13 protein-coding genes are annotated in these 17820 nt (G+C 42.8%); 9 read left to right on the top strand and 4 right to left on the bottom strand.

Features of this window, described 5'->3' with window-relative positions; genetic code table 11:
* Together ACEYW6_RS27920 and ACEYW6_RS27915 are read left to right on the top strand one after the other, a co-directional pair.
* Positions 1 to 865: WD40 repeat domain-containing protein (locus tag ACEYW6_RS27920; RefSeq protein ID WP_412982298.1), on the top strand; the 865-nt coding region annotated here is incomplete at its 5' end.
* Positions 866 to 1247: 382 nt separating this feature from the next.
* The gene (locus ACEYW6_RS27915; RefSeq protein ID WP_412982297.1) at positions 1248 to 1394 is read left to right on the top strand and encodes a hypothetical protein; all 147 of its coding nucleotides are present in this window, start codon (positions 1248 to 1250) and stop codon (positions 1392 to 1394) included.
* Between the two features lie 38 nt (positions 1395 to 1432).
* Here the strand turns inward: ACEYW6_RS27915 and ACEYW6_RS27910 are convergent, their stop codons facing one another.
* Positions 1433 to 2305 (bottom strand): S-methyl-5'-thioadenosine phosphorylase, encoded by an 873-nt coding sequence (locus ACEYW6_RS27910; RefSeq protein ID WP_190894893.1) that lies wholly within the window; start codon positions 2303 to 2305, stop codon positions 1433 to 1435.
* 233 nt (positions 2306 to 2538) lie between these two features.
* On the opposite strand from ACEYW6_RS27910, the gene ACEYW6_RS27905 reads away from it, so the two are divergent.
* Complete coding sequence (locus tag ACEYW6_RS27905; protein ID WP_412982296.1) at positions 2539 to 3663, top strand: metallophosphoesterase family protein; 1125 nt, start codon at positions 2539 to 2541, stop codon at positions 3661 to 3663.
* A gap of 160 nt (positions 3664 to 3823) precedes the next feature.
* Here ACEYW6_RS27905 and ACEYW6_RS27900 read toward each other — a convergent pair whose 3' ends face one another.
* Positions 3824 to 4255, bottom strand: a complete 432-nt coding sequence (locus tag ACEYW6_RS27900; protein ID WP_412982295.1) for a nucleoside deaminase — start codon at positions 4253 to 4255, stop codon at positions 3824 to 3826.
* 15 nt (positions 4256 to 4270) lie between these two features.
* On the opposite strand from ACEYW6_RS27900, the gene ACEYW6_RS27895 reads away from it, so the two are divergent.
* Positions 4271 to 5194, top strand: a complete 924-nt coding sequence (locus ACEYW6_RS27895) for a nucleoside hydrolase (RefSeq protein WP_412982294.1) — start codon at positions 4271 to 4273, stop codon at positions 5192 to 5194.
* A gap of 51 nt (positions 5195 to 5245) precedes the next feature.
* On the opposite strand, the gene ACEYW6_RS27890 is transcribed toward ACEYW6_RS27895, so the two are convergent.
* Both ACEYW6_RS27890 and ACEYW6_RS27885 read right to left on the bottom strand, forming a co-directional pair.
* Positions 5246 to 6550, bottom strand: a complete 1305-nt coding sequence (locus ACEYW6_RS27890; RefSeq protein WP_412982293.1) for a toll/interleukin-1 receptor domain-containing protein — start codon at positions 6548 to 6550, stop codon at positions 5246 to 5248.
* Between the two features lie 20 nt (positions 6551 to 6570).
* The gene (locus ACEYW6_RS27885; RefSeq protein WP_412982292.1) at positions 6571 to 7122 is read right to left on the bottom strand and encodes an NUDIX hydrolase; all 552 of its coding nucleotides are present in this window, start codon (positions 7120 to 7122) and stop codon (positions 6571 to 6573) included.
* Between the two features lie 127 nt (positions 7123 to 7249).
* On the opposite strand from ACEYW6_RS27885, the gene ACEYW6_RS27880 reads away from it, so the two are divergent.
* From ACEYW6_RS27880 to ACEYW6_RS27860, 5 genes are all read left to right on the top strand, one after another.
* Positions 7250 to 8302 carry a dipeptide epimerase gene (locus ACEYW6_RS27880; RefSeq protein WP_412982291.1) on the top strand — a complete coding sequence of 351 codons (1053 nt, stop codon included), beginning with the start codon at positions 7250 to 7252 and terminating at the stop codon, positions 8300 to 8302.
* Positions 8286 to 9332 carry a DUF1611 domain-containing protein gene (locus ACEYW6_RS27875; RefSeq protein WP_412982290.1) on the top strand — a complete coding sequence of 349 codons (1047 nt, stop codon included), beginning with the start codon at positions 8286 to 8288 and terminating at the stop codon, positions 9330 to 9332. The genes ACEYW6_RS27880 and ACEYW6_RS27875 overlap by 17 nt, the downstream gene beginning before the upstream one ends.
* 550 nt (positions 9333 to 9882) lie before the next feature.
* Complete coding sequence (gene psb34 / locus ACEYW6_RS27870; protein WP_190894885.1) at positions 9883 to 10053, top strand: photosystem II assembly protein Psb34; 171 nt, start codon at positions 9883 to 9885, stop codon at positions 10051 to 10053.
* Between the two features lie 302 nt (positions 10054 to 10355).
* A complete protein-coding gene (locus tag ACEYW6_RS27865; RefSeq protein WP_412982289.1) occupies positions 10356 to 11132 on the top strand; it encodes a COP23 domain-containing protein in 777 nt (258 codons plus the stop codon).
* Between the two features lie 688 nt (positions 11133 to 11820).
* Positions 11821 to 17244: a phytase gene (locus tag ACEYW6_RS27860; RefSeq protein ID WP_412982288.1), complete on the top strand. Its 5424-nt coding sequence runs from the start codon at positions 11821 to 11823 to the stop codon at positions 17242 to 17244.
* Positions 17245 to 17820 lie beyond the last annotated feature (576 nt).

Here is a 17820-nt window from a genome sequence, read left to right as displayed (position 1 = left end):
GTGGAATCGCAATGGGCAACTGTTACAAACTCTCCAAGGTCATAGCGATTCAGTTAATAGCGTGGCATTTAGCCCCGACGGTCAAACCATTGCCTCTGCCAGTTATGACAACACGGTGAACCTGTGGAATCGCAACGGGCAACTGCGACAAACTCTCCAAGGTCATAGAAGTTCGGTTTTGGGTGTGGCATTTAGCCCCAACGGTCAAATTATTGCCTCTGCCAGTTCAGACAAGACGGTGAAACTGTGGAATCGCAACGGGCAACTGTTACAAACTCTCCAAGGTCATAGCAATTCGGTTTGGGGCGTGGCATTTAGCCCCGACGGTCAAATTATTGCCTCTGCTAGTGATGACAACATGGTGAAGTTGTGGAATCGCAACGGAGAACTGTTACAAATTCTCCAAGGTCATAGCAATTCTGTTAGGGGTGTGGCATTTAGCCCCGACGGTCAAATTATTGCCTCTGCTAGTTTAGACAACACGGTGAAGCTGTGGAATCCCAATGGGCAACTGTTACAAACTCTCCAAGGTCATAGCAGTTCGGTTAATAGCGTGACATTTAGCCCCGACGGTAAAATTATTGCCTCTGCCAGTTATGACAACACGGTGAACCTGTGGAATCGCAATGGGCAACTGTTACAAACTCTCCAAGGTCATAGCAGTTCGATTTTGGGCGTGGCATTTAGCCCCAACGGTCAAACTATTGCCTCTGCCAGTGATGACAACACGGTGAAGTTGTGGAATCTCAATTTGGATGATTTAATGGTTAAGGGTTGTGCTTGGGTGCGCGATTATCTGCAAAATAACCGCAATGTTAGTGAGAGCGATAAGCGTTTATGTGATGATGTTGGCACACGCAGGTAATAAACCTCTCCCTGCCTTGAACTAAAGTTCAAGTTTCTCTCCGATTCGGAGAGGGAAGGTTTTGCGTAGTAAAACCAGGGAGAGGTCTTTGATTGAGCTACACAAAGAGATTTCTGTAATGAGCAGCCCCAACTTAGAATAAAGCGATCGCCTGTATGATTTTATGATGATGGTGCGATAAATCTGCCAGACACCACGAACAAGCAAAGCTTCATAACGAAACTCATGTGTTTGTTGATGAAACTCATGTGTTTACGTGTTACCACTTATATGATTTTATAATAATGGTACGTCACCAAAGAATCTGATGGTGCGTAGGCGTAGCCCATTGTAGCGATCGCTCTTGCTTTAATATGGTTCGGTTAAGGTTTTTAATGAAATAATGAAAATTCTAGATCGCGTCTTTGTGATAAATCATCACAAAGACGCGATAAATCCCCGTCTCTACAATAATCAGTCCTTCGTAGAGACGGCAATTTATCGCGTCTCTTGCCTTAACCGAACAGTATTAGCTCTTGATGTAATCTGAGAAAATACGTCGTAGCGATCGCTAATTCACCACCAATATTACAAATACTTCTGCAACAATAACCCTAACTTTTCCTTCGTCGCGGCTGGTGCTTTATCCAACTGAGTCAAAATCGCATACTGCAACGCCGAATGCGCCTCACTGGTTGGCGGATTCTCACTCAAGCGCCGCACAGTTTCTTGAATCACCTTTTGAGCATTCACAGCATTCCGCAGCAAATTGCCAATCACCATTTCCACCGTCACACTATCATGATCTGGATGCCAACAATCATAATCTGTCACCAGCGCTAAAGTTGCATAAGCAATTTCCGCTTCCCTTGCCAACTTCGCCTCTGGTAAATTCGTCATGCCAATGATTGTTGCATCCCAACTGCGGTAAAGATTCGATTCTGCCTTTGTGGAAAAAGCTGGCCCTTCCATGCACACATAAGTACCGCCGCGATGGAGAGTAACTTCTGGTAAATTGAGAGATGCGATCGCATCTGCCAACACAACAGCCAAATTCTTACAAATCGGATCGCCAAAGGCAATGTGAGCAACAATTCCCTCACCAAAAAAGGTTGAAATCCGATTTTTTGTTCTATCAATAAACTGATCTGGCACCACCATATCCAGTGGTTTAGCCTCTGCTTTCAAGGAACCAACAGCACTAGCTGAAATTAAATACTCCACACCCAATTGCTTCATCGCATAGATGTTAGCGCGAAACGGTAACTCAGAGGGTAACAGTGTATGATTACGGCCATGACGCGCTAAAAAAGCTACTCTTGTACCATCCAAAGTTCCCAGAATCAAAGCATCTGATGGTGAACCAAAGGGAGTTTGGATATGCACCTCTTCTACATCTTTGAGCGCGTCCATTTTATACAGACCACTGCCACCAATAATCCCAATACTAGCTTGAGCCATGATCCTGAACCTGTCCCTTGCTGATCTGCTAAGTTATTTTACCGAAAAGGGGAGTAGCAGAGAAACCAAAAAACAAAGTGATTATATGAAATTAATTGTCACGATAGTGTGTAATCGATGATTCATGTATACAAAAGTTAAACAGACGCACTTCTGAGCAGTGAAACAAAGCAAGCGTTATACTTTTGGGAAAAGGCTTATTTTAACCCCTGCTTTAACATTTTTATAAATCAATGACTCTCAATTTTCGCTTTGCGGTAGTCAGCGACTTACACCTGGCACTTCCTCACACAATCTGGGATCATCCCAGTCGGTTTCATCTGGTGGAAGTAAGTATCTCAGCATTTAAAAGTGTACTAGAACATCTAATCCAACTCGATTTAGATTTCTTGTTGTTGCCAGGAGATTTAACCCAACACGGCGAACCAGAGAACCATGCTTGGTTACAACAATGTTTAGCCCAGCTACCTTTTCCCGTCTATGTAGTTCCTGGTAATCATGACGTTCCTGTGCTGTTGGCTAATCAGCAATCAATTGCTTTTGCGGATTTTCCCTACTATTACACGAAGTTTGGCTATGAAGATCCGCAGCAGATTTACTACACGCGTCAGTTATTGCCTGGAGTTAAGCTGATTGGACTTAATTCTAACTCCTTTAATGACCAAGGTGAGCAGGTAGGGTGTTTGGATACCAAACAACTACGGTGGTTAGAAGAAGTATTGGCGGCATCTAGTGATGAATTAGTTCTAGTGATGGTGCATCATAATGTGGTAGAGCACTTGCCCAATCAATCAAATCATCCACTGGCAAATCGCTATATGTTGTCCAATTCAGCAGAACTGTTGCAGCTGCTAAAGCGCTACGGAGTCAAACTAGTATTTACGGGGCATTTGCACGTTCAGGATATTGCTTACTCAGATGGAGTATATGATATTACCACTGGTTCTTTAGTGAGCTATCCTCACCCTTATCGGGTGCTAGAGTTTCATCGTGATAACCAAGGTAAAGAATCGTTGCAAATTCTATCCCATCGGGTAGAGTCAGTGCCTGATTTTCCCGACTTGCAACAGTCATCGCGGCAGTGGATGGGCGATCGCTCTTTCCCATTTTTAATTAAGTTACTAACTCTTTCTCCATTAAACTTACCGTTATCGCAGGCAAAAAAATTAGCTCCTAGTTTGCGAGACTTCTGGGCAACTATTGCCGATGGAGATGCGATGTTAGATTACCCCCACTTTCCGCTAGAGGTGCGGCGCTACATTCAGTCCTATAGTGCATCGGCGCAGCCCAACCCAGGCATGGCTACTAGTGGAACTCTTACTATGATTGATAATAACAGCACACTTTTGCTGGGTTAGGAGTGATGAGTGTCCGTGTGAAGGTAACTTTTTTTCTGGGCTAAAGAGCCTCTTCTTCTCCAGAGTGGCTTTTTAGATAGCGATCGCTCCTATCATAATTCTCCTATCAAAAGTCACCAAGACACTTGCAACTCTTGTACAAACGCGATTAATCGCGTCTCTAATTACCGATATCTTCATTCCAAAGTTCCGGGTTAGTTTCAATAAACTCACTCATCATTTGTTCGCAATCGTCAAGATTAAGATCAATTACTTCCACACCGTGAGATACCATAAATTCTTTAGCACCAGGAAAAGTTCTGGATTCTCCGACGATGACTTTTTTAATGCCAAATTGTACTATTGCCCCAGCGCACAGGTAGCACGGCATTAAAGTTGAATAAAGTGTAGTACCTCTGTAGCTGCCAACTCTCCCAGCATTACGAAGACAATCGATTTCCGCGTGGGTGACAGGATCTGCGTCTTGCACACGTTTATTGTGTCCTCTGCCGAGAATTTTGCCATCCTTGACGAGAACCGAACCAATGGGAATTCCCCCTTCTTGTCTGCCTTGTTTTGCTTCTTGAATAGCAGCTTCCATAAACTCATCCATATTAATTCTCCTTTTATGACAAAACAACTAGTATTAATGGATCACGATGGCGGTGTAGATGATTATTTAGCAACTATGCTGCTGTTGACAATGGATCATATTGAACTCCTTGGTGTCGTAGTCACTCCAGCCGATTGCTACGTTCAACCGGCTGTTAGCGCCACACGTAAAATTATCGATTTGATGGGATTTTCTCATATCCCGGTTGCAGAAAGTACTGTGCGCGGTATCAATCCATTTCCTACTCTCTATCGCCGTGATTCGTTTATCGTTGACCATCTCCCCATTCTCAATCAAAGCGAAACCATCACTACGCCTTTGGTTGCCGAAACAGGTCAAGATTTCATGATCAAGGTGTTGCGGGAGGCATCAGACCCCGTAACGTTGATGGTAACTGGGCCGTTAACCACAGTAGCAGTGGCTTTGGACAAAGCACCAGACATTGAAGTAAAGATTCACAAGATTGTGTGGATGGGGGGTGCATTAAATGTCGGTGGTAATGTGGAAAAAAGTCTGGAATCAGGACAAGATGGTTCTGCCGAATGGAATGTTTATTGGGACGCAATTTCAGCAGCGCGAGTATGGCAAACCCAAATTGAAATTATTATGTGTCCTTTGGATTTAACTAACAATGTCCCAGTTACATCGGAGTTAGTATACAAAATGGGACGACAACGCTACTATCCCATATCTGATTTAGCCGGACAATGTTATGCACTAGTTATCCCCCAAGATTATTATTTTTGGGATGTCTTAGCAACAGCTTATCTAGGACATCCAGAATTTTATCAACTGCGCGAATGGGAAACAGAAATTATCACCACTGGTCTTAGTCAGGGGCGTACTAAAGTAGTTCCTGGTGGTCGAAAAATTTCTGCGATGGATAAGGTAGATAAAGAGGCTTTTTATGCTTATATCTTGCAGCAATGGGCAAGATAAAAAACTAAAAATTTGGTGGCTGGCGTGATACTCAAATTGAATCGCCATCTGCTATTTAGATGTCGCCATTAAGTAAAGAAGTTTGTCATTAAAATGAAGATCCTGCAATTCAGGAGGTGGAGGAACAAGCGGTGGGCCTTCAATGATTACAGGAATAATTTCGGGGGAACGCAATCCATCAGATCCTTGCCGATCAAGGGCATACAACACTTCTTTAAGCACCCACGGCGATTCTTTCGCAGCAGTAGACCAAAATAGTAGAAAGAGATCACACTCATCAATGTTGCGATAAAGTTCTTTTTCCCAGCGATCGCCCGGTTCTAAATTTAGGACATCTTGAAAAACTGTAATACCACTTACAGCCAGTCCTTGCACCCTTTTAAGAACTTCTATTCGGTCTTTAGAAGAATAAGAGACGAATGCTTTTCTATAATATCGAGCAACTTCTCCTACTAATTGAGGGTTTTTGGATGTAGAAGATGCAGAAGGAATAATTGATAGTTTGAATTTTAGATGTCCAAGAGGAATTGTATTTTGGCTGACAGTCACAGTTCCAATGACTGTTTTCTGAGTGATATCACCAGGAACCGTTACACCAAATTGAATAGAATTTGCTTTACCATTCCAACTCAACCGTTGAATCGGATCGTCCACTTCTAGTTTTGGAATTGACAAGTTAAAAGTGAGTTCACTTCCTCGTTTAATAGGTACTCCTAAACTTCTCACTCCTAATTGTTTAGCTTCAGGATCAAATTGTTGAGCATACTGTTTGGCAAATTCAACTTGTTCAGGAAGATGAACAAAGACTTGGACAAGAAACATATCATCTGGAGTTACAGAAGCAGGACTAAAAACACTACAATCAACCAAATCTTTCTTTATATCAGCAGGTTCTGAAGATCGTTCTTGAATAGTTGGGGTTTCTTGTAGCTGCGCTTTAAGTTGCTTAATAACTCCTTCTTCAATCTCGATGCTGTCGCCACCTTTACTTAATGGAATACTTAAGTTTAAAATTTCTTGTCCTGCTTCTAATTCGAATGAATTTTTAATGTTGTAAGTGTCGCATCGTGGCGGTTTTGGCTTCTCCATCGGTGTCCCCATTGGGGAGTTTGGAGGGTATTGTGATAAATTGCGTAAAGCAGATATCTGAACATACTTCTTATAGATAAACCACATATCTTTACCCTTGATAGAGTCTTTCAAGATCATTCTGTAATATTCTTTTTCCTCAGTATAAGAAATGACTTTAAGAACACTTTTAACTGGAATGAGAAGTTTTTCGTCTTCAGCTAGTTCCATTAGTTCGCTTGGACGAACTTTAAGGAAAGTATCAGCAGTTACTGTAAAGATAAACATAATAATTAACTTTTAGATTATTAAAAGGTTAGAAATTTTAAACCTAAGAAAAGAGCCGCAACAGTTCCAGCCACAGCAATTTCCCCTTGAATAATTTTCTCTAAAACTGATTCTACAGGAATAAGTATAACTTCAATTTCTTCAGTAATATCTAATTGTTGTTCTCCAGCTTTGCGTACATTTCCTGCTAAAAATAAATGTATTTTATTGGTATCTTTACTCGGCTTATCGTATAGAGTTCCTATTTTTTTAAATTCGTGAGGAATATAACCAGTCTCTTCCGTCAGTTCTCTAATTGCTGCTAATTCTGCACTCTCTTTTGTAGGGTCAAAATTGCCTGCTGGCAGTTCCAAGAAAAATTCACCTACGGCATGTCTGTATTGCCGGACAAAAATTATTTCTCTATTACTAGTGATAGGTAAAATCATCGCCACGTCTGGTTTAATACTGACAAAATAATCATCTATAATCTTGCCGTTGGGTAATTCTATTTCATCCTGCCTCACCTGACACCAAGGATGAGCTAAAACCATTTTTGATTTTAAAATCTTCCATTTTTTTAAGTTGTTCATAAATAAAAATAATGTATAAAACCTTTAGTCATCAAGCAATGAATGTAAAAAAGTATAACAGATGCATCTAATAATCTAAACTTTGAACTTACACTGGCTTTTGCATAACATAATATGTATAACCAGTATGCAAATAAATATAAATTTATTTACAGTAAACAAAAGGTTTCCGTTGACTATTAGTCGAGGTACAACGGCACAGACAACGAATGTATGGGTGAGGATTTCACAAGATGGGATCGAAGGCTGGGGGGAAGCATCGCCATTCGGTGTGGGTAATCATCGGCAATCAACTGATGCAATCAAAGACGCTTTACAGCAAGTTGTGCCACTGTTGCAAGCATTCAGCCCCTTACAAAGGCAGCAAATTGAGCAAGTTTTAACACAAAAGCAGGTTCCTTCCGCTGCAAGAGCAGCCTTGGATATAGCAATGCACGACTGGTTGGGTAAGCGCGTAGGATTACCCTTGTGGCAAATTTGGGGACTCGATCGCAATCAAATAGTCCCGACTTCTGTCACAATTGGGATTAATTCACCTGAAGGTGCCAGAGCGAGAGCGCGAGACTGGTTACAATTTACCGATGTCCGCCTTTTCAAGGTAAAGCTAGGTAGTCCTGATGGCATAGAAGCAGATAAAAAAATGCTATTAGCAGTGCGAGAAGAAGCATCTGAACCAGAATTATTTGTTGATGCTAACGGTGGCTGGAGTTTAGAAGATGCGATCGCAATGTGCAATTGGCTGGCTGAATTAGGTATAAAGTATGTAGAACAGCCATTGCCACGAGGGCAGGAAAAAAGTTTAGCAAAACTCAAAGAACACTCTCCTCTGCCCATCTTTGTCGATGAAAGTTGTTTCACAAGCTCCGATATTCCCGATTTGGCAAACTACGTGGATGGTATTAATATCAAACTGATGAAATCAGGGGGACTAACCGAGGCAATGCGAATGGTACATACAGCGCGAGCCTATGGGTTTCAAGTAATGTTTGGTTGCTATTCTGACAGTTCGCTAGCTAATACAGCAGCATTACAGCTAGCGCCATTAGCTGATTATCTAGATTTAGACAGTCACCTCAACTTAATCGATGATCCCTTTATGGGTGCATTGCTAAAAGAAGGGAGAGTTTTGCCAAACGATTTACCAGGATTGGGGGTACAACACAGTGCGACTACCACTTAATCAACGAGTAGCTATCTTGCTACATGAAGGAACTACTGGAACACAGGGCAAAACGGGGTTATCTATTTTACGTTATAGTGAAGCCCCAATTGTAGCCGTAATTGATCGCGAATGTGCTGGCAAATCCCTACCAGAATTAACAGGTATCAAGCGTGATGTGCCGATTGTGGCATCTGTAGCCGCAGCCCTAGAGTACAAGCCGGAAGTTTTGGTAATTGGCATTGCTCCAGGTGGTGGTGCTGTACCAGATGATTACTGGGTGGAAATCAAAGACGCTCTAGAAGCTGGAATGTCGCTGGTAAATGGTTTACATACACCAATGGCGAACATACCAGATTTAAATGCACTGCTCAAACCAGGGCAACTAATTTGGGATGTACGCAAAGAGCCATCTAATATAAGTGTTGCTAGTGGAATGGCACGCACCCTTCCCTGTCGGCGGGTATTGACGGTGGGAACTGACATGGCGATCGGTAAAATGTCAACTAGCCTAGAGTTACATTGGGCATCAAAACTGCGGGGCTGGCGTTCTAAATTTCTTGCTACAGGCCAAACTGGGGTGATGTTAGAAGGGGATGGCGTGGCTTTAGATGCCGTGCGGGTAGACTTTGCCGCTGGTGCTGTAGAACAGATAGTCATGCGCTATGGCAAAAACTACGACATTCTGCACATTGAAGGACAAGGTTCACTGTTACATCCTGGTTCAACAGCAACCCTACCCTTAATCCGTGGTTCGCAACCAACCCAACTGGTTTTAGTCCATCGCGCTGGACAAACTCATAACCGCAATAATCCCCATGTACCAATTCCACCTTTATCAGAGGTGATTCGACTTTATGAAACTGTCGCTAGTGCTGGTGGTGCTTTTGGAAGTGTTCCTGTAGTGGGTATAGCGCTTAACACAGCCCATCTAGATCAGTCTGCGGCTGAGGAAAGCATCGCTCAAACAATAGCAGAAACCGGGTTACCTTGCACAGATGTAGTCCGCTTTGATGCCAATGTGTTATTGGATGCGGTGATGAAGAATTAAACGTATAAGCGGTAAGTCAAGAGATATGGCGCTTTCGGCGGCTGGGGCAGCTTCGCCTAAATTCCCTATGCCCTGGGACTTCCAACTAAAAAAATATCCCATCGCTTTCTTGGCAGGGGAGCAGGGAGCAGGGGGGGAGGAACAGTCGTGTTGAGTCCAGAAATTAGGATAATTTATTTTTTGGAGTTCCCTAAGTCAATACAGTTCAGTTAAGCATTTCTTTCTTCCCTTTTTTCTCTTCCTTTGCGTCCTACCCTTCTCCTTCGGAGACGCTACGCGAACGGGCAGCCACTTCTCTACGAGACGCTCCGCGAACGTGTCTATGCGTCCTTCTCTAACGAGACGCTCTTGCTAGCTTGCTTCCCCGTAGGAGTATGCGGTTCGTTAAAAAATTGACTTTGTTTGACAAAGAGTTAAGCCTTAACCCAAGTGTATTGCCTGATAAGTAATTTCTATTAAAATCATCAACCTTTTTTTGTCAAGCCCTCTTGACGTTTTGTAACAATATTGTTAAATTTAGTTACATAAGTAAATAAAAAAAGAAAAAACTATGTACACAACTGTAAATGAAGACGGCATCCTCAATAACTACGCAGCTGAACCCAAGGTTTACTACGCCGAGTACCCGGCAATTTGGGAACAACGTAAATATGTTTTACAAAGTCTTTTTGCGACTTTAATTGTCACGACTTTAGTTTTGGTTGGTTTTAGCGTTAGCTAAGATTTTCCGATTTCAGTATCGCTGTATCTCATTGTCATTCATACTTCTCTCTTACCTCGGTTAGTTTCGCCGGGGTTTTTTGTGTTTTACACATTTAGAAAACCTCATTACCCGTAGTAGCTACAACCCTCAGGCCTATGAAGGAGTGGGGCATCATGTAGAAATTCAAATACGGGTGAAAAAGCTACTCGAAGAGAAAAAAGCAGGAGAGGAAAAAAATAACGTTTTTGATGAATCAAAAAACAGAATTATTCGTCACTTAAACTATCAATTCCCTACCTATTTCTACTGGAGGATGATTTATGTCATCACAACTGCTTCGATTGATATCTTTGGGCAGCCTTGGCTTATCTTTGTGTCTGGGCAATTCGGCAGCAATGGCTCAATATGACTCTACTGGCGATGGCGTTGTCGTACCAACAGTACCATCAGGTGGATCGTCAGTCCCAATAGACACATCAACAGGTATACCACCTTCACCCTCAGCTGACGGTACAACTCGGTTTACCTGTCAGACTTACAATGGTCAGTACACTGTTATGTATCAGCCACAAAGTCAACCAGGTCAATTCTTTCCTTGGGCGGCACCTGCGGCTTTGGGCGGTGGTTGGGATGCACAAAGGCGTTGTGCAGCAATTGCCAGTCGTTTAGAACTTTATCGCCCAGATGGCTTACAAGAACTCCAGACATCTGTAGAAAATAACGAAAATATTGTCTGCGTCACAACTGAAGTTAACCCAACGTGTAGAATTGTGTTGACAGTACCGCGTGGGAAAGATGCCATTGTTATCCGCAATAGCATTTTTCAAAACTTGACTACTGCTGACAGCGGACAGCAGACTATAGCCGTTAACACTTATGGCAATCGCAGTAATGGAGCCAACGAAGTATATAATTTGGGACGCACACTTCTAGGCAGTGGTAATAATCGGGTTAGTTCGTCTAGAGGTGGGATTAATCTGAAACCTTTCCTCGATCGCAAAGATGGTGGTACTGGAAATAATTTGCGGAGTGGAGTAGCTATTCGTCGTCAGTCTCAACCTAATGGTGCTCGTCTAAATCCTGGTAAGTTCCGCTAATTGATAGTTCAGTAGTTGATACAAAACAGTTCAGTTAAGAAGAATTGTAGGGTGGGCAAACAGCCTACCCTAATTTTTGTTGGACTAAGAGTTTTAAAAGTATTGGGCGACTAGAAGTCGCTGCTAGACAAGCAAAGTCTACCTCCGTGGACTAATATCAAGTCTGGTAAATTACAGAGAGACGGCGGATTCATCCCATACATTGAAAGAATGGGCTTTCTCGCCGTCTTGGTCAATAGTCATTACTATGAAAAAGCCACGAAAAATCACTAATGACTTCAAAATCCCCTAGCTGTAAAAAATGAGCAAAGCAAAGTTTTTACAGCCGGGGGATGAGTTAAGAATTACATTTGTTGTTTTAACCTTTTGCTAGCTGTTTCTTAATCTAGCTGGGATACTTTGAGGGTGCCCAATTAAGAACTAATACTAAAAAGTTATGTAGCTGTCTTCTGACAACCTCTAGGAACAGTGGTTTAGAAGACGTATTTTTTCTTGTTCATGTTGATATTGCGTTCACCGTACCCCTACTTTTAAAGCTTTATACTCCAAATTTTCCACGCATCCTTCGGAAGCGTCTACGTGCGCCTAGTACAAGGGCGTACTACTAACAGATGGGCTAAATGGTTCTGTGGTTTCCGCAGACAACCACTAATCTCCGCAAAATTTGAATCTACCCAAGCACTAACTTATGGTAACTAATAATACAATTCGCTTTTCCCAATTCAATGCTTCCCTAAACCGCAGCGCTCAAGGTCAATTAGTTACCGATTTGTCAACCCCCGATAATGCTCAAGCAAAAGCTATTGCAGAAATAATCCAGCTTAACAACCCCGATGTGCTGCTAATCAATGAGTTTGACTACTCCCAGGAGGCAGTTCAACTATTTCAGCAAAATTATTTAGCCATCAGCCAAAACGGTTCGGCTCCCGTTGACTACCCCTACTTCTACATCGCTCCCTCCAACACGGGTATCGCCTCTGATTTGGACTTGAATAACAACGGTACAGTAGTTACAACCCCAGGTACACCAGGATATGGCGATGATGCCTTTGGATTCGGTGATTTCCCTGGTCAATATGGAATGTTATTGCTGTCCAAATATCCCATCGACACCACCCATATCCGCACCTTCCAAAACTTCCTCTGGAAGGATATGCCCAATGCTTTGCTTCCCGATGATCCTACAACACCACAGCTAAATGATTGGTATTCTCAGGAGGAACTGGCAGTTTTACGCCTTTCTTCTAAAAGTCATTGGGATGTACCTATCCAGGTGAACGGGGAGACAATTCATGTCCTCGCCAGCCACCCCACACCCCCAACCTTTGATGGACCGGAAGACCGCAACGGTAAGCGCAACCACGACGAGATCCGCTTTTGGGCAGATTATATTACTCCTGGTAAAAGTAATTACATATACGATGATGAAGGGAAAACGGGCGGGATTGCCGCTGGGTCAAGCTTTGTAATTGCGGGCGATCAAAATGCAGATCCGTTAGATGGTGATAGCTTTGACAACGCTATTCGCCAACTGTTGCAAAACCCTAATATCAATACTAATGTCATTCCTAGCAGTCTGGGTGGACCCCAACAAGCAGACTTACAAAATGGTGAAAATGCTAGCCAAAAGGGTAATGCTAGCTTTGATACCGCAGACTTTGCTGATACAGCTCCCGGAAACCTGCGGACTGATTACGTTCTACCGTCCGCTGACCTGACAATTGCCAACTCAGGAGTATTTTGGCCACTGAATACTAACTCGACGTTCCCCTTGGTAGGTACTTTTCCCTTCCCCAGTTCTGACCATCGCTTAGTATTTACAGATGTACAAACTGGGCCAAATGAACCAAGTAAAACCATTCCTCGTGCAGGATTTTTGGGACAAACTACTTTTGTTACTGGCTTTATACCTACTGGCGCGGCGGGAACTGTGGATGGGGTACAGACTCCGGTGGGCGGACTATCTGGTGTCACTTATGATGCTGCGAATAACCGCTACTACGCTATCTCAGACGATCGCTCCCAATTTGGCCCTGCCCGCTTCTATACTTTCACTACTGATACTGCGGTGACTTTTACCAATGTCACACCTCTGAGAGATATTAATAAAAACTTATTTGCAACATTTAGCATTGACCCAGAAGGCATTGCTCTAACTAACAATGAGACTGTTTTCATCTCTTCTGAAGGTGAAGTTAATCTTGGTGCAGGTCGGGTTAGCGATCCCTTTATTAAGGAATTTTCCCTGACAACAGGGCAAGAAGTACGGTCGTTATTTGTGCCCACCAAGTTTTTGCCAGTAGTTCAGGATACCAACGGCAACGGTATTGTAGATGCAGGTGACACGCAGACATCAGGTGTTTACAATAATTTGGGATTTGAAAGCCTCACCATCACACCCGATCAGAAAACCCTATTCACCGCTACCGAAAACGCACTTTCTCAAGATGGATTAAGAGCTTCACTCACCAGTGGCAGCCCTTCTCGAATTCTGCAATACAATCTTGTTAGTGGACAACCAGAAAAAGAATACCTTTATATTACGGATGCGATCGCGGATGTGCCCAACCCTAGCATAGGCTTTGCTGACAATGGTTTAGTGGATTTACTTGCGATCGACAACCGAGGAACCTTGCTGGCGTTGGAACGCTCCTTTGCACAAGGTGTAGGTAACACTATCAAAATTTACGAAGTTTCCCTGCAAGGATCAACAGATATTAGCTTCTACGATTCTCTCAATAATCTGAGTACTGAGCAACTAGAAGCTATCCAACCTGCTCAAAAACGTCTGCTGTTGAATTTAAATGATCTGGATTTGCCTAACGGTACAGATAACATTGAAGGCATCACCTTTGGCCCAAAATTAGCAGATGGTAGCCAGTCGATTGTGCTGGTAAGTGATAACAACTTCAATCAAAGCCAATTTACCCAAATCCTCACGCTGGATGCAGACTTAGTTCCAACTACTGCACCCACGGTAGAAACTCGTCCCGATTTGTTGGATGATGAAACACTCCCAGTCGATCAACGTGCCGATGCTGATGATCCTGCCATCTATATTAATGCTACAAATTCTGCTGATAGCCTAGTATTAACCTCAGTGAAAAATGGCGGCCTGCGGATTTATGACCTGTCTGGTAATTTGTTAGAGACAGTTAATCCTGGTGGTATTCGCTACAACAACATAGACCTGCAATACGGTTTTAAATTAGGCAATCAATCTGTTGATATTGCCGTAGCTAGCGATCGCAACAATGATAAACTAGCAATCTTCAAAATTAACCCCAACCCTGGCGCTGACGGCAATTACCTGGAAGATATTACCGACAGCAGTCTTGGTACTCTCTTCCAAGGGCTACCTTTTGCAGAACCTTATTCCTCATCTTCTCGGAGTGCTTACGGACTGGCATTGTACCGTAGTCCAATCACCAATGATTATTATGTCTTTGCCAATCGCCGCGAAACCGGAGATGTCGCTCAGTTTAAGCTGATTGACAAAGGTAATGGCAAAATTGGTATTGAACGAGTCCGAGAATTTACTGTACCAACAATTGGCGATCGCGATCCCCAAACAGAGGGTATGGTAGTAGACCAGGAAACTGGTTTCCTCTACATCGGCCAAGAAAATGTCGGTATCTGGAAGTTCCAAGCAGAACCAGACGGTGGGACAACTGGCAAGCTAATTGATCAAGTCAGAGATTTGGGCGGTACTAACCTAACCGATGACGTAGAAGGACTGACCATTTATTACGGCAAAAATGGCACAGGCTACCTATTAGCATCTAGCCAAGGTGATAATACCTTTGTTGCCTACACTCGTGAAGGTAACAACGAATATGTAGGTAACTTTGCCGTTGGAAACAATGGGCCAATTGACAGCGTACAAGAGTCAGATGGTGCAGAAGTAATTAACGTGCCACTGGGGCCTAATTTTCCATTTGGTTTATTTGTCACTCAAGATGGTTCTAATGAACCTGCCACAATAGTCAGCGATGAAGGTGAAGAAGAAAATATCAGTTCTAACTTCAAGTTTGTACCTTGGGAAAATATTGCCAATGCCTTCCCTAATTCTCTAACTATTGACACCACTAGTTACGATCCACGCAATCCTGTTGCCCAACCCAAACTGACTATCTATGAATTTGAAAATCTACCCAAGTTAGGAACAACCTCTGAAAATCAAGATATTTTATTAGGTGGTTTTTCTGGGTTGTATTTCCAAGGGTTTGCAGCAAATGGCAACCTGAAGTTTGTCACTCACACAGACAGAGGCCCCAATGGAGAGCCTGATGGTGTAAACAGACCATTTTTATTACCCGACTTCCAACCAGAAATAGTCAGCTTTGAACTCAACCGCACCACAGGTGAAATCACTATTACCAAGAGAACGGGGCTATTCCGTCAAGATGGGACAACGCCATTAATGGGATTGCCTAACCTGCAAGCTGTAGGAAACGGTTTAGCATACACAGATGAAATTGCCGTTGACTTAGACAACAATGTTCTCGCTAACGATCCTTTGGGTGCTGACTTAGAAGGAATTGTAATTGCGAAAAATGGAGATTACTGGATGGTAGATGAATACCGCCCGGCAATTTATCACTTTGATGTTAATGGTAAACTGATTGACCGCTTTATTCCTCAAGAAACTGCCACTGCACCCAACCCAGATCAACCCCCTAGAACATTTGGCACTGAGGTATTGCCAGAAGTTTACGCTCAACGCCGCAATAACCGAGGATTTGAAGCTGTCGCCCTGGAAGATAATAAATTATATGCCTTTATTCAGAGTCCAATTGATAATCCAGATGTCGCCAATGATGCAACTTCCAAGAGTTCTCTCAATCTGCGAATTCTAGAGTTTGATATTGTCACCAAGCAGGTAACAGCAGAGTATTTATATCTCCTGGAAGGTCTCCCTGCAACTGATAAAATTGGCGATGCAGTCTCCTTGGGTAACGGCAAATTTGCCGTAATTGAGCGAGATGACAATGCTACATCTGCTGGCAATAAACTAATTTACCAAATTGATTTAGCCGGGGCGACCAACATCAACAACCCTGCTAACTTTACCTTGCCATCTGATAAAACCATTGAACAACTTACTTCTGCCGAGTTAACTACTGCCAATATCACCCCTGTCACCAAAAGCCTAATAGCTAATGCTGCTCAGTTGGGTTACACCGGGGTAGAAAAATTAGAAGGTCTAGCGCTGGTAGCACCCAACACTCTAGCTTTGCTTAACGACAACGACTTCAACGTTACGGGTAATACGGCCGCTGAAAAACTCGGCATTCTCGAACTACCCAATAATCTGACAGTCGTAGAGCCTACTTTCCCGAACGGTTTTGGTTCTAGCAACAGCGATACCGTCAATCTTGAGCCAGGACAATTCTTTAGTGCAGGTGACGGAGCAGACTTTGTAGAAGGTACTGAAGGTAACACAATCGAGGCTGGGAACGGTGATGACACTGTACTTGTAGGGAGTGACTCTTCAGTATTTGGGGGAGAGGGTAATGATCAGATATTTATTGGCCAAAATGGCCCGGCTAAAAATACCAATGCTGATGGTGGCAATGGTGATGATTTGATTGTCGTGGTAGAAGCTAGTGGTATTAATAATCTGTTTGGTGGGGCAGGTGATGATACTCTCACAGTAATTGAAGGTTCTCGCCAATCATTATTCGGTGGTTCCGGTAATGATAACCTTAGCAGTGGCGGTAGCAATAACCGTCTCTCCGGTGGTTCTGGAGATGACAAACTTTTCTCAAATATCAATGATTCGCTATTTGGTGGCGATGGTGATGATGTGCTATTTGCCGGTCAAGGAGGTAGTAATCGCCTGAGTGGTGGTGCTGGTGCTGACCAATTCTGGATTGCTAATGGTAGTCTGCCAATTAGTAATAACATCGTGACTGATTTCACAGTCGGGATTGACAAAATTGGGCTTGGCGGTGTTGGCGTAACTCAATTTTGTGGGCTAACGCTGTCGCAACAGGGTAGTGACACTTTGGTGAAAATAGGAAATACTGAGTTGGCTTCATTGTCGGGAATTATCTCAACTAGCCTGACTGCAAATGACTTTGTTTTCTCTCCTAGCGTCGTGGCTTAGTTTGTTACCTAGCGTTAACCCAATCCTAAATTATTTCTAAACAACAAGATCCCCGACTTTTTTAAGAAGTCGGGGATCTAAATATTTCATGTGTTGCAAAGATTTTCATGAATTTATAAGCCAATACAGTTCAGAATGAGCAACAAAACCCTCATGTAGAGACGCGATTTATCGCGTCTTCAAAGACCAATTACCTACAGCAATAACCCTTAGCTGAACCTTATTGATTTATAAGCCCTTACAATTAATCATTTCTTCCAGTTAGCTTATTGTTTTCTTAATCTTCTCATGAAAATATATTTACTGCTAGCTAAGTTCTCTCATACTACTATCAACAGATTTCAATTCTGTATCTCAGTCTTCTACACTCATGACTAACTAACACCAATTAGTAGTTGACATCAAATTCTCATTTCTCAAGCTTTCGATAACTCTGAAAGAATACATTTTTTGTAAATGCATTTATTTTCAGTGTTGATGACGAAATCGGACTTAACGGACTTGCCCGACCTGTAGTGTTGTAATTCTGAAATTTATCCGTAATTCCGGTTTTTAGCATGAGAACATGATTTTTTT

Origin of the sequence: Nostoc sp. UIC 10607 (assembly GCF_047228265.1) — a bacterium.
GTDB lineage: Bacteria > Cyanobacteriota > Cyanobacteriia > Cyanobacteriales > Nostocaceae > Nostoc > Nostoc foliaceum_A.
Note: the sequence above shows the minus strand (reverse complement) of the source record. Positions and strands in the feature narration are given on the sequence as shown.